This window comes from Verrucomicrobiia bacterium (genome assembly GCA_035495615.1).
Lineage (GTDB): Bacteria > Omnitrophota > Omnitrophia > Omnitrophales > Aquincolibacteriaceae > DATJFP01.
Genome location: DATJFP010000089.1, coordinates 1 through 12,490 on the forward strand (window position 1 = coordinate 1; position 12,490 = coordinate 12,490).

Here is a 12,490-nt window from a genome sequence, read left to right on the forward strand (position 1 = left end):
TTCCGCCAGGAAATCTGGCGTTATACCGATCCGGAACGCTCGGGCATCCTGTGGGAGCTTCTCGACGAACGGCGCCGTTTCCGCGATTACCTGGAATACGTTTTGAAAATGCCGGTCATGTTCATCGTGCGCGGCGGCGACTGGATTCCGCTGGGCGGGATTTCCTTCCGCGAGTTTCTCAAGAATGGTTATCAGGGCGCGCAGGCCACGCTCAACGATTTCGAGCTGCATTTGAGCACGGCATTTCCCGAGGCGCGGCTCAAACAATACCTCGAAATCCGCGGCATCGACGGACAAAGCGCGGAGCTCATTCCTTCGGTCGCCGCTTTCTGGAAGGGAATCCTTTACGACGAGAAGACCCGCGACAAGGCCTGGCAGCTTGTGGCGTCCGCGACGCGCGAAGAACGGCAAAGGCTCGTGGAAGAAGTCCCCCGCAAGGGGCTGCAGGCCTCTCTCGGAAAGACGCCGATCCTGGAAATCGCAAGGGAGCTTGTCGCGCTTTCCTGCGCCAGTCTCGGGACTCAAACCACCGAGGAAGAAGGCCGCTCCGAATGCGTTTTCCTCAAGCGCATCCAGAAAGCCATCACCGATCCCGGCAAATCCCCGGCCGAAACCCTGCTGGAAAAATGGAACAACGAATGGCAGGGCGATATCCGGCAAATGCTGGCCTACCTTCGCATTTGAGTTTCCTTCGGCGCTCCTTCGCTTCAAATCCTGCCATAAAATAAAAAAGCGCCAAGGCGGATGCCTTGACGCTTTTAAGAGGGTCGGGATGGCAGGATTGGCTCCTGCGCTCGGACGGAGCCTCGCTGTGTAGCCTCCCCTCAGTCGCTTCCGGCGGTCTTCGACTTACGCCTTTTCCTTCGGCTCTCCTTCGCTTCAAATCCTGCCATAAAATAAAAAAGCGCCAAGGCGGACGCCTTGACGCTTTTAAGATGGTCGGGATGGCAGGATTTGAACCTGCGACCTCTTGCTCCCGAAGCAAGCGCACTAGCCAAGCTGTGCTACATCCCGATGAAGAGCAGAAGAGCTGGAAAGGACGGCATTATATACAAATCGACCGTAAATTTCAGTAAAAACTCTTATCGAGAAGGTTTTGCCTGATTTTCGGTGAGCCAAAGCCTCAGCCCCGCCTCCTCCTAACCCGGCTCAAAGATGCACGTCCTGCCGATAGCGGGAAGCCGCCTTTTATTGCAAAGTACGACAGTAACCCTCTGGAGGTTTTATGAAAACATTTATTTTAGTTTGGGCGCTCATGGGAGTTGCGGCGGTCCCGGCGTGGGCCGAAGCCATCACGGGGCGCGTCGTGCAGATCGATCCTCAAAGCAATACGTTCATGGTCAAAGCCGACAATGCGGGGGGAGAACAAATCACCCTTATCCGCTGGAAAGGTTCGGACGGACCGGTCCTCCGCAAAATCCAGCTTGGCGAACCGGTCACGGCCATTGTCGAGACGGAAAGCGACGGATGGATCCTGCAGAGCATCTCTTCGCCCACGCAAATCACCGAAGGCTACGCAACGGCGGAGCGCGCGCCTTCTGACCGCGGCGCCGGCGCGGAATCCGTCGGCGAAACGCAATCCGACGAAGGACCCCGGGGAGGTTGAAAGATCGCATGCGCCTTTTTATCGGAGTCCTGCTTGCCGCGATATTTTTAGGACCGCTTCCTGGTTTTGCGGAGGAGGCCGCAGCTCGCGGAGAATATCTGACGCGCCGCGCGTCCATGTGCGTAGAATGCCATACACCGCGAGACGCGAAGGGAAATCTCCTCGAGTCAAAGCTTTTTCATGGCGCACCCGTGCCGGTGCTCCAGCCGGAATTCGCCACTGCGTGGGCGCTCCGCGCCCCGAATCTCACGGGCTGGCCCGGTTACACTCACGAGCAGGCCGTGCATTTTCTCCAGACCGGCGAGCGGCCCAACGGGACGCACGCGCGGCCGCCCATGCCGCAATACCGATTGAATTCCGAAGACGCGGAAGCCGTGGTGGCTTATCTTCAGGGGCTTCACTAAATCGGCCCGTAAGGTTTTTCCCGTATTTTTAAAAGTTTGTAAGTGAATTCCTTACGAGAGCGTTTTTTTTCCGTGAAACCAAAGAAAATCAATCTCAGTTGTTTCCGTTTCGGATAAAATATCCTCACATGGCCACTCAGCCGATTAATGCTCAAATTCACGAACCTCTGCGGCCCGCGGACGATGCCTACCGCCTCATGGTGGCCAGCGTTCAGGACTATGCTATTTTCCTGCTCGATCCCGCTGGACTTATTCAAACTTGGAACAAAGGCGCGGAACGCATCAACGGCTACAAGGCGGATGAAATCATCGGGCGTCATTTTTCCCTCCTGTACGAGCCTGACGACATTCAGAAAGGGAAGCCGGATCTTGAACTGAGAGAGGCTCTGAAACGCGGGAGCGTTAGGGATCAAGGCTGGCGGCTCCGCAAGGACGGCAGCCGGTTTTGGGCGGACGTCACGCTCACGGCGCTGCATGGCGAGGACGGTACAACGCGCGGGTTCTGCAAAGTAACCCGGGACATGACCGAGCAGAAGGCCGCTGAAGATAAGATGCGGCTGAGCGATGAGCGCCTGCGCCTGATGATCGAGAGCGTTCAGGATTATGCCATCTACATGCTGGACCCCGAGGGCAACATCGCCAGCTGGAACGTCGGGGCCGAACGCAACAAGGGGTATAAGGCGGCCGAAATTCTGGGGAAGCATTTTTCCGTTTTCTACACGGACCCGGATCTCAAAAACAAGCTCCCGCAAAGGAACCTGGAGATCGCCGTGCGCGAAGGGCATTGCGTGGATGAAGGCTGGCGCGTGCGCAAAGACGGCACCGTGTACTGGGCGTCGATCGTGATCACGCCCCTCCGGAATAAAGAAGGCGTGCTGACGGGCTTCGTCAAGGTTACGCGCGACATGAGCGAGCGCAAGCAGGCCGAAGACAAACTGGAAAAAGAAGTGCAGGAGCGGACGCGCGAGCTTCGCCAGAGCAACCGGGAGCTCGAGCAATTCGCCTACGTCGCGTCTCACGACCTTCAGGAGCCTTTGAGGACGGTCGCGACCTACATCGACCTTTTGAATGCGCGCTGCGGGGAAAAACTCGATTCGGCCAGCCGCGAATACATGAACTTTGCCATCGACGCCGCGGAGCGGGCGCGGGAGCTGATCCGCGACCTTCTCGAATTCTCCCAGACCGGCGCGAAGATCAACAGCATCAGGCCCGCCGACTTTGGCTCCATCCTGAAGCAGGTCCTGGCCAACCTGAGGGCCTCGCTGGAATCCAACCAGGCGGAAATCGAAGCGGGCCCCATGCCCATCGTGCCGGCCGACGGCGCGCGGATCCTTCAGCTGTTTCAAAATTTGATCTCCAACGCCCTTAAGTACAGGAGCGAACGGCCGTTGAAAATTAAAGTTTCCTCCGAGGAAACACCGGACAGCTGGGTTTTTTCCGTGGAGGACAATGGCATCGGGATTGCTCCCGAACATCACAAGAAAATTTTTGGACTTTTTCAGAGACTGCACGCCAAGCACAAATATCCGGGAACGGGGATCGGCCTCGCGATATGCCAGAAAATCGTCGAAGGGCATGGAGGAATGATCTGGGTCGAATCCGAGGCCGGAAAAGGTTCGACATTCAAATTCACGCTGCCCAAAGCGGACGGCGAAAAATAGGAGCGCTATGAGAATTCTTTTAGTCGAGGATAATGACGCAGACCGCAGGGCCATTCAGGAGGCATTTCTTGCCAATGGCTGTTCCACCGCATTGACGATCGTCGAAGACGGCGACAAGGCCCTGCAGTATATTTTTCATCAGGGGGAGTACGCTGCCGCCGAGACACCGGACCTCATCCTTCTCGACCTCAATCTTCCCGGGACCCACGGCATGGAAGTGCTGCGCCGGGTCAAAGGCGATCCCGCGACCAGGAACATTCCCGTCATCGTCCTGACGAGCTCCGCTTTCCAAAAGGACATCTGCGACGCGTACGGCCTGAGTGCGAACTGTTACATCAACAAGCCCATGCGTTTTTCCGAACTTGTGAGTCTGGTCAAAACCTTTTGCGATTTTTGGGTCAAAGAAGTAAGGTACTGCTACAAATAACCGGCCGGTCCTGCCCGCCGCCTTTCTCCCGGAGGAAAGATGAATTCCATCCCGATTAAAAATTCCGTGATCTTTGTAACCGGCGCCAACCGCGGCATCGGCAAAGCGCTGGTTGAAACCGCGCTCGAGCAGGGTGCGGCGAAAATTTATGCCGGCGCACGACGGCCGGAAACTTTGAAGGAGCTCGTGGAGAAGGGCAAGGGCCGCGTGATCGCGCTGGAGCTGGATATCACGTCCGAAGCGCAGATCCTCAAGGCTGCGGAGCGGGCGCAGGACACCGCGATTCTCGTCAATAATGCCGGAATCTCCGGTTATTCGGGCCTCGTCTCGCATTACAAAGCCGAAGGCGCTCAAAGCGAAATGAGCGTCAATTACTTCGGCACCCTGAACATGTCGCTTGCCTTTGCCCCGGTGCTGAAGAAAAACGGCGGCGGCGCGCTCGTCAACATCGTGTCCGTCGCGGCCTTCGAAACCTTCGAAGGTTTCCGCACGTATTGCGCGTCCAAGGCCGCCGAGCATTCGCTGACCGAGGGACTCCGCGAAGAACTTGCCGGACAGGGAACGTCCGTGGCCGGCGTTTATCCCGGTCCGGTCGACACGGACATGGCCGCGGATCTCCAAATGGAAAAAGAAACGCCCCGCCAGGTCGCGCTCAATATCTGGAAAGGCCTCGAAAGCGGCGCCGAAGAAATCTGGCCCGATCCCTATGCCGTGGAAATCGGCACCCGTCTGAAAAACGCGAGCACCGGTTTGAAATAAACCGGCCGGCGCCGAATTGACTTTTTCAGACTTAGCCGCTAATCTCTCCTCACAGCGCGTCCGTGTTGACTTGCCTTCCTCACTAAAAACTATTAGGGCTTTGCGAATGAAAAAGATGCTTTGGGGGGCGATTTTTCTTGCCGTGATTTCAGGGCTTCCGGTTCCGGCGCAGGCGCAGCTCAGCGAATGCGTCATGATGTGCAACGGAAAGAAGAAGCAGGCGCTCGAGAGCTGCCCGAAAATTCCGGCGAAAGCCTACGCGGCCTGCCTCGGCCGGGTATCCCGGGACGAAAACGATTGCAAAGAAGCCTGCCTCGCAAAACAGTAACACGACAGAAGGTGGGAAAGTGAAAGCTTCCACTGAAGCGGCATCCCGCGCCCCCTCAGCCCGCAGGGGCTCGTTCCCTCCGCGCCATGCTTTTTAATTCCTCCGTATTCGCCGTTTTTTTCCTCCTTGTCTACACGCTCTACCTCCTTCTCCGGAAAAATCTGAAAGCGCAGAATTTTCTGCTGGCCGTCTCCAGCGCCGTATTTTACGGGTGGTGGGACTGGCGGTTCCTTGCGCTCATGTATTTTACGGTTACCGTGGATTACGTCATGGCGCGGGCCATTGCCGGAAGCCCGGAAGAGGGGAAGCGGAAGCTGTTTCTTGCGGCGAGCGTCGGACTCAATCTTCTCGTCCTGGGGGTTTTCAAGTATTTTAATTTCTTCCTGGGAAGCCTGAGCAAGGCTGCGCATGCCTTCGGCGCCTCCTTGAACTTTCCTTTTTTCCAAATCGTGCTGCCCGTCGGCATTTCGTTTTATACCTTTCAGTCGATCAGCTACGTCGTGGACGTTTACCGGAAGGACATCGAAGCCTCGAAGAGCTTCCTGGATTTCGCGGCTTTTGTGACTTTCTTCCCGCAGCTTGTGGCCGGGCCGATCGAGCGGGCTTCGCACCTTTTGCCGCAGATGCAGCGGCCGCGCGCGCTGCGGCTGGAATCTTTTTACGAAGGCAGCTACCTGATTTTCATCGGGCTTTTCAAGAAAGTCTACGTGGCGGACAATCTCGCGCACCTGGTGGACAGGACTTTTTCGGGGCCGCCCTACGGCAGCGCGACGGTGATCTTGAGCCTGTATGCGTTCGCCTTCCAAATCTATTGCGATTTTTCCGGCTATTCCGACATCGCGCGCGGGCTGGGAAAGTGCATGGGCTTCGACATCATGCAAAATTTCAATCTGCCTTACTTTTCATGGAACCCGCGCGAGTTCTGGAGCCGCTGGCACATCAGCCTGTCCACCTGGCTGCGCGACTACCTTTATATTCCGCTGGGCGGGAACCGGAAGGGCACGTTCAGGACCTGCCGCAATCTCGCGCTGACGATGCTTCTCGGCGGGCTTTGGCACGGCGCGCGCGGCACCTTTGTGATCTGGGGCGCGTATCACGCCTTCCTGCTGATCGCGCACCGGCTCGCGTCGGGCCGCATGCCCAAACTTCCGGACGCGGTCAAAGCCCTCGTTTTTTTCCACCTGGTCTGTCTGGGCTGGCTTTTCTTCCGCGCAAATTCGATCGGCCAGATCGGCCAGATGCTGGCAGCTCTGGTTTCCTCTCCGCCGGATTTTTTCGCTTACGGCCCGCGGCTTGTTCTCGCGGAAACGGCAGCCTTTACCGCCTTGCTTTTCGCGATGGAGGCTTTTCAAAACGCGAAGAAAGACCCCCTGGCCGTTTTTCATATGCCGCTTGTGCCCAGGGCCCTTTTGTACACGTTCATTTTTTACAGCCTTGCCACGTTCGGAGTAACGGGTGGAAAAGAATTCATCTACTTCCGGTTTTAAACCGCCGGCGGCTTTTCTTCTCATGCTGGCCTTCATCGCGCTGGTAGAAGGCGTCATGGCTCCGCAAATCAGGCGCTGTTTCTGGCCGCAGCTCTTCCTTTATTCCAGGCCCTGGCATGACGCCTTGAGAATGGAAGCCGGGATTCAGAGAGCGTCCGGCGGCCCGCGCCCTCTTTATCTTTTCGGATCGAGCCAGGCCCGGGAGGGCGTGGACACCCGCCGCGCCAACGACGCGCTGCCCGCCGGGGGCCATCCCGGAATCCAAGTGATCAATTTGGGCGTGAGCGCCGGAGGCCCGGTTGACGCCTATTTGCAGCTCGACAGGGTCCTGGCCCAAAAGCCGGCGATGATCGTCTTCCTCTCTTACCGGTGCAATCAATCCGTAAGATACCTTCCGGAGAAACTGCGGGACTTTTCATTTTCCCTGAAACAGCTTTGCCGGCTGATCCCGCTTTACGGCTTCCGAAATTTTCTGGAGGACCTCCGCGGCGAAAGCATCCCCGGCGTTGCGGCGGCTCTCCTCCTGCCGTCGACCAAATACTTCCGCTATGTTTCGAATGCCGCGGTCGTCTATCTCGCCGATGGCTTCCGGCAGGAACCGCAATGGTTTGCCTACGAGGAACGTCTGAGCGAGGCTGTTTTAGCGGAGAGGCTGAAAGAAAAGCAGGCGATGAGGCCCGAGCTGGACCGCTATGCCGCGATCAACAAAAGGGTTTTTCACGCGATGGCCGCGGAGATCATGGGGCGGGGAATCCCGTTCGCGGTCGTCGACGCGCCGCTCAATCCCCGGATCCTGGATCTGCCCAATTACGAGGCCGTATGCGCCGATCATCTGGATTTCATGGCAAAGGAAGCCGCGGCGCTGCATTTTCCGTTTTGGCGGCAGGAAAATTATCCGCCGGCCTCGGACGCGGACTTTACGGATTTCACGCATCTGGCTGAGTCCGGCAGGGAAAAGTTCACAGACTTCCTCATCCAGAGCGTGGTTTTGGAAACCCCGGACGGCCGCGGCGCTTAAGGCCGTTTGCCCCGGGAATTCAGAAAAATTCCGACAGAAAACCGCCCCTCTCCCCGGTAGCCAGAGACTTGCATCCCGGATTAGAGTAGTCGCGGGTGAGGCCTCGAACGCCTTCCCCCTAATCAAGGAGGCTGACATGAACGGGATCATCACGAAGCTGAACGAAAAAGGCGCACTTCGCGGAGGCTTGCTGCTTTGGCTTCTCGGCGTGCCGCTGCCGCTCATTCTTCTTTTTTATTTCATGCGCGGCTGCTAATCCGGCTGCAAGCGATCTTAATCCGGCATCGCAGCTTCCCGGGAAGCGGAACCTTCCCGGGAAGAGCGCCCCACTCTTAAAATCTCGCCCCATTTTTTTATTTCCGCTATAATCGCCCTTTCCTTACCCATCATTTTGAGGATTTCATGAATTGCGGCAAGTGCAAGGCCTATATCCCCGCGGGTTTGAATTTTACGCATTGCCCGGACTGCGGCGCGGATCTGGAAGAAGCTGCCCGGCGGGATCGTGAACGCCTGGAGCAGGAACGAAAAGAGGCGGACTTGCTCCAAAAGCTGACGGAGCGGGAAGGCCGGCATTTCAATTACATCGAGGCTCTCTTCTTCTCTTTTTTTTCCGCGCGTTTTTACCGCGACGTCTTCCGCCGGTGGAAGGGGAGCGGCGTTCTTTATCTTGCCTTCGTGATTCCGTTCGGGCTTATCCCGTATTTCCTCGGATTACAGCGCCAGGCCGACGGCTACGTGGCCAGGATCGTCGAGCCTTCCGTGCGGCAGATGCCTCGGCTCACGTTTTCCAACGGGCAGATGAGCTACGATGGGCCGAGTCCTCTGGCCATCCACAATCCCGAAGACAATTCCGTGCTTGCCGTGTTCGACACCACCAAGACGAATGCGGACCTGAAGGACATCCCGGGCTACATCATCATGACGTCCCGCCAGCTCGCCATCCGCGAATCCAACGGCCAGGCGCGCATCGTGAATTTCTCGCCCGATGCCCATGCCGTGCTCACGTCGGAAATCGTCATGCACTGGGTCAACCAGGGCACAAGATTGTTCACGTATTTTCTGTATCCCTTTTTCTGGCTCGGCTCCTGGGTTTTTTTTCTGGTGATCTTTCTTTTTTACGCCATGCTCACCAAGCTCGTTTGCCGGCTGTTCAAGGTCCCTGCCACGTTTCAGGACGCTTACCGGCTGACGGCCATCGCGTTCACCCCGGTCCTCCTGGTCGACGGCCTCCTGTCCATCTGGTGGCCGGACGGATTGGCCGACTCGATTTCGTATTTCGGCCCGATGTTTTTTATTCTCTTCGCGGTCCTCTGCAACCGCATCCCGAAAAACATGGAGGCGGCATGAGCTTTCTTTTTTCTCCCGGCGTGAACGCCATTTTGGCCGCGATTTTTTTCGCGGGAGGCGTTCGCCATCTGCTGCGGGGCCGCCGGTTCACGGTCCGGATTTTTTACGGCGGGCTGTGCCTTTCACTCGCGGGCGTGCTTTTGAATCTTTTCGGCGCCGTGGAACCGTTTTACGCGGTCCCGCCCAAAATCCTGTGCCTGGGGAGCGGCCTTTTCTGGACCGGACTTTTTTTTACGATCGTGTGCGCGGCCTCTGATCTGGTGGCGGACGACGAAGACGCGCCCGAAGCGCCGGCCCAGCCCGCGATTTTCCAGCTCGTGCTGGCCTGTCTGCTTCTGTTCGCGTCGCCGTTCGTGGCGTTCCGGTCCATGACGAGCCGCATGCCCGTGGTGCCGAAGGTCGCTGCGTCCGCCTCTGCGCCCGCGGCCGCGGGTCCGGTTCAGCCGGCGGACCGGAAGGTCTATGAATTTCCGCAGTACAACCTGCGTTACACTTCACCCGCCGGGCCGTGGATGGAATATTCTTTCCAAAAAGTGAGTCCGATCACCGTTGCCGGATTTTTTCGCGCGGATCCGGCCGTCTACATTCAGATCATCGCGGAGTCCGGCGTCCCGCTCGTGCCCGGCTTCGACAGCACGATGGCCGACCAGGTTTACGGCCACAATATCGCCGGCGCGACCCAGCACAAGCAGGTCGGCAAAGAAGCGTTTGAAGTGGGCGGGATCAAAGGCTCTCTGTTCAAGTCCGAGCTCACGTTTCCCGCGTCCGGGCCGATCCACCGCGTGCATTGGCTGGGCGGCCAGAACGGCTTCTATTATCAGATCATCGTCTGGTCTTCGAGCGAGTATCCCCTGGAAAAGCTGATGGACGATTTTCGCGGCGCGGCCGCGGGTTTCCAAATCCTCGACAAAGACAAGACCTCGCTTCCCGCGTCGCTGGCCGAGGATTTTGTGTCGGAGAAATACCATTACAAGGTCCACGCCAAGGACAAGGGCTGGGACACCTGGTGGCTGCCGCAGGACGAAGGGCTCGCGCTGCCGGATTTTAAAATCACCAAGAACACCAACAACCTGCTGCTCGTTTATCCGGTCGCATTCTGGGACAGGCCCGCGCCGCCGCTCGCGATCGTGGCGCCCGCGCTCCTTCAATTCAACAAGATCGCGCTCGAAGGCGTGCCCGCCGACGGGATCAAGCCGATCTCGCAGCCGGGCTTCGAAGGCTACGACATCCGGTACACGCAGCCGATCGACGGGAAGGATTATTTTTACCGCGTGAAGGTGCTGCGCGGCGATTCCATTGTTTACCTCATCATCAGTTTCAATGCGGCGGAACTGGGCAAAGGCGACCCGGCCATTCTCGAAGAAGGGCTGAACATGGTGGAAGTGGCGGGCGGGCCGCCGCCCAAGCGCGAGACGTTCACGCCGGCCGAACGCGACCGCCACGCGTATGCGTACCTGCGCATGGCGGAAGAATATTTCCACAAGGGAAAGAAAGCCGAGAGCCTCGAGCTTCTCAGGATGGCGCACGCCTTCAAGACCGACGATGCCGTGATCCTGGAAAGCCTGCTCACGGTCCTCCAAGACCAGGGGCTGTACGGCCAGGGCTTCGCGATCGCGGAAAAATACGCGCCCGCATTCCCGAAGCACCTGGGCCTGCGAAAGCTGCATGCGTCGCTGGCGGCTCTCGCGGGCGAGAACAAAAGGGCTGCCGAGCTTTACGAGGCGCTGATCGCCGAGGGAAACACGGAGCGGGAAATCCTGGAAGACTATGCGGACGTCATGGAAAAAATGGGCGGCAAGAAAAAAGCGTACGAGAAGCTGGCCGCGCTGGCCGGCGCCGGAGGGACGGGCGCGCTGGGCCCGCAGTCGGCGGTCGCTTCTTTCCTGAACGACGAAGGCCAGGTCGAGCAGGGCCTGGACATATACAAGAAGCTTTATGAAAAACATCCGCTCGACAGCGAGGTAAGGACCGATTATTTCTGGCATCTCATGCAGCAGGGCCGCTACCAGGACGTGATCAACGTGACCGAAGACTACCTGAAAAATCATCCGGCCATCGCGGACGTGCATTTTTATCAGGGCTATGCGCTGGCCGCGCTGAAAAAATATCCGGAATCTCGCGCGGCTTTCGTGCGCGCCCGCGATTCGGTGCCGGACTCGGAGCCGATCGAGGAATATGTGGACGGCATGGGCGCGATCGAACGCCAGGCCAAGGGCCTGGAACCCGGCGGCAGCAGCCTGGAAGTTGCGCGCACGCTCGAGATGAAAGGGGAGGACCTTCACGTGACTGAGAAGCTCCTTTTCCGGAAAGGCTGGGCCGGCGATCTTCAGAACCATTATGCCGGGCTGGACGACGAAAAGACCAAGCTCGAGATCAAGGTCATGCTGCATGCCCTCTACGGTAAAGTCGAGCTGCAGGACGTCAACATCAAGGACATGGAAATCGAGGACGATCCGTTCGAGATCGAATACTCCTACGACGTCAAAAAAGCGTTCCAGAAAATCGGCAGCCGGCTCTACGCGGCGCTGCCACAGATATGGGAAAACAAATACCTCTGGCCGCAGATGAACGCTGAGTACCAGATTCCTCTCGCCCTGGTGTTTCCCGCGCAGGTGAAATCCAGCGTCACGTTCCATTTTCCTTCCGAATATCAGATGGAATCCACGATGGCGCCGGGCACGGCCAAGGGCCAGGACCCCTGCCTTCGTTCGCAGACCGCGGTGACGCAGAAGTCCGGGGAACTCAAAATGGACAGCACCTACGAATTCGTGGGCGGCGCCTACACCATCCCCGAATACGAAGCCTGCCAGGAAGCCGTGAGCCAGCGCCTGCAGGAAACCACGCCGAAGATCCTCCTGAGCCGCTGATCCGGGACGTCTTGCCCCGCCCGGGTTCCTCTGCTAGAATCCGGCCACTTTATGAATCAAAAGGGATTTACGCTGATCGAACTGCTGGTGGTGGTCGTGATCCTCGGGATCCTGACCAGTCTCGCGCTCCCGCGCCTGGCCGGAAGGACCACCGAGGCCCGCATTAAAGCCGCGGACGCGGATGTGAACGGGAACGTCGCCCTTGCCCTCGACATGTACGAAGTGGACATGGGGAAATACCCGTCGGCCCTGCCGGATCTGGTCCAGAAGCCCTCCGGCGCGGACAATTGGAAAGGGCCTTACCTCAAGCGGGGATTGCCCAAAGATCCGTGGGGCAATGCGTACGTTTATACTTTTCCGGGCTCGGCCAATCCGGACGGCTACGATCTTTATTCCCTCGGCCCGGACAAAGCCGACGGCACCGGCGACGAAATTACCAACGCCCCGCGCGAAGCTTAACCTACATTCCTTTCATTCTCCGCTACTCCCGCCCGCATTTGGACATGCGAAATAAAAACCCTGAAGATTTGTCATGAAAAGTCTTGTCACGCTGTGCGGGTTTTGGTACTATGCCGAACGCCTAATT

The 12,490-nt window shown here is 58.0% G+C and carries 12 protein-coding genes and 1 tRNA gene; 12 read left to right on the forward strand and 1 reads right to left on the reverse strand.

Features of this window, described 5'->3' with window-relative positions; all coding sequences use genetic code 11:
* The coding region (locus tag VL688_11290; GenBank protein HTL48631.1) for a glutamate-cysteine ligase family protein at window positions 1-684 on the forward strand (684 nt) is incomplete at its 5' end.
* A gap of 252 nt (window positions 685-936) precedes the next feature.
* Here VL688_11290 and VL688_11295 read toward each other — a convergent pair.
* Window positions 937-1,014: transfer RNA gene (locus tag VL688_11295), tRNA-Pro, on the reverse strand.
* A 211-nt stretch (window positions 1,015-1,225) separates the two neighbouring features.
* On the opposite strand from VL688_11295, the gene VL688_11300 reads away from it, so the two are divergent.
* The 11 genes from VL688_11300 to gspG all read left to right on the forward strand — a co-directional run bounded on the left by VL688_11300 (window position 1,226) and on the right by gspG (window position 12,363).
* Window positions 1,226-1,606 carry a hypothetical protein gene (locus tag VL688_11300; protein HTL48632.1) on the forward strand — a complete coding sequence of 127 codons (381 nt, stop codon included), beginning with the start codon at window positions 1,226-1,228 and terminating at the stop codon, window positions 1,604-1,606.
* An 8-nt stretch (window positions 1,607-1,614) separates the two neighbouring features.
* Window positions 1,615-2,010, forward strand: a complete 396-nt coding sequence (locus tag VL688_11305; GenBank protein HTL48633.1) for a c-type cytochrome — start codon at window positions 1,615-1,617, stop codon at window positions 2,008-2,010.
* 128 nt (window positions 2,011-2,138) lie between these two features.
* The gene (locus tag VL688_11310; protein ID HTL48634.1) at window positions 2,139-3,671 is read left to right on the forward strand and encodes a PAS domain S-box protein; all 1,533 of its coding nucleotides are present in this window, start codon (window positions 2,139-2,141) and stop codon (window positions 3,669-3,671) included.
* Window positions 3,672-3,678: 7 nt separating this feature from the next.
* Complete coding sequence (locus VL688_11315; GenBank protein ID HTL48635.1) at window positions 3,679-4,098, forward strand: response regulator; 420 nt, start codon at window positions 3,679-3,681, stop codon at window positions 4,096-4,098.
* A gap of 39 nt (window positions 4,099-4,137) precedes the next feature.
* Window positions 4,138-4,857: an SDR family oxidoreductase gene (locus VL688_11320; protein HTL48636.1), complete on the forward strand. Its 720-nt coding sequence runs from the start codon at window positions 4,138-4,140 to the stop codon at window positions 4,855-4,857.
* A 106-nt stretch (window positions 4,858-4,963) separates the two neighbouring features.
* On the forward strand, window positions 4,964-5,185 hold the full coding sequence (locus VL688_11325; protein HTL48637.1) for a hypothetical protein: 222 nt from the start codon (window positions 4,964-4,966) through the stop codon (window positions 5,183-5,185).
* A gap of 86 nt (window positions 5,186-5,271) precedes the next feature.
* Window positions 5,272-6,672, forward strand: coding sequence for an MBOAT family protein (locus tag VL688_11330; GenBank protein ID HTL48638.1), 1,401 nt, complete (start codon window positions 5,272-5,274; stop codon window positions 6,670-6,672).
* A gap of 22 nt (window positions 6,673-6,694) precedes the next feature.
* Window positions 6,695-7,690 carry a hypothetical protein gene (locus VL688_11335; GenBank protein ID HTL48639.1) on the forward strand — a complete coding sequence of 332 codons (996 nt, stop codon included), beginning with the start codon at window positions 6,695-6,697 and terminating at the stop codon, window positions 7,688-7,690.
* A gap of 402 nt (window positions 7,691-8,092) precedes the next feature.
* A complete protein-coding gene (locus tag VL688_11340) occupies window positions 8,093-9,037 on the forward strand; it encodes a DUF1189 family protein (GenBank protein ID HTL48640.1) in 945 nt (314 codons plus the stop codon).
* The gene (locus VL688_11345; GenBank protein HTL48641.1) at window positions 9,034-11,904 is read left to right on the forward strand and encodes a tetratricopeptide repeat protein; all 2,871 of its coding nucleotides are present in this window, start codon (window positions 9,034-9,036) and stop codon (window positions 11,902-11,904) included. Before VL688_11340 ends, VL688_11345 begins: the two co-directional genes overlap by 4 nt.
* Window positions 11,905-11,955: 51 nt before the next feature.
* Window positions 11,956-12,363 carry a type II secretion system major pseudopilin GspG gene (gene gspG / locus VL688_11350; GenBank protein HTL48642.1) on the forward strand — a complete coding sequence of 136 codons (408 nt, stop codon included), beginning with the start codon at window positions 11,956-11,958 and terminating at the stop codon, window positions 12,361-12,363.
* Window positions 12,364-12,490: the final 127 nt, after the last annotated feature.

Excerpts from the sequence above, each read along its gene's own strand:
- VL688_11340 (HTL48640.1), top strand. The coding sequence starts at position 8,093 with ATGAATTGCGGCAAGTGCAAGGCCTATATCCCCGCGGGTTTGAATTTT.
- gspG (HTL48642.1), top strand. The coding sequence starts at position 11,956 with ATGAATCAAAAGGGATTTACGCTGATCGAACTGCTGGTGGTGGTCGTG.
- VL688_11325 (HTL48637.1), top strand. The coding sequence starts at position 4,964 with ATGAAAAAGATGCTTTGGGGGGCGATTTTTCTTGCCGTGATTTCAGGG.
- VL688_11310 (HTL48634.1), top strand. The coding sequence starts at position 2,139 with ATGGCCACTCAGCCGATTAATGCTCAAATTCACGAACCTCTGCGGCCC.
- VL688_11315 (HTL48635.1), top strand. The coding sequence starts at position 3,679 with ATGAGAATTCTTTTAGTCGAGGATAATGACGCAGACCGCAGGGCCATT.
- VL688_11330 (HTL48638.1), top strand. The coding sequence starts at position 5,272 with ATGCTTTTTAATTCCTCCGTATTCGCCGTTTTTTTCCTCCTTGTCTAC.
- VL688_11345 (HTL48641.1), top strand. The coding sequence starts at position 9,034 with ATGAGCTTTCTTTTTTCTCCCGGCGTGAACGCCATTTTGGCCGCGATT.
- VL688_11305 (HTL48633.1), top strand. The coding sequence starts at position 1,615 with ATGCGCCTTTTTATCGGAGTCCTGCTTGCCGCGATATTTTTAGGACCG.
- VL688_11300 (HTL48632.1), top strand. The coding sequence starts at position 1,226 with ATGAAAACATTTATTTTAGTTTGGGCGCTCATGGGAGTTGCGGCGGTC.
- VL688_11335 (HTL48639.1), top strand. The coding sequence starts at position 6,695 with ATGCTGGCCTTCATCGCGCTGGTAGAAGGCGTCATGGCTCCGCAAATC.
- VL688_11320 (HTL48636.1), top strand. The coding sequence starts at position 4,138 with ATGAATTCCATCCCGATTAAAAATTCCGTGATCTTTGTAACCGGCGCC.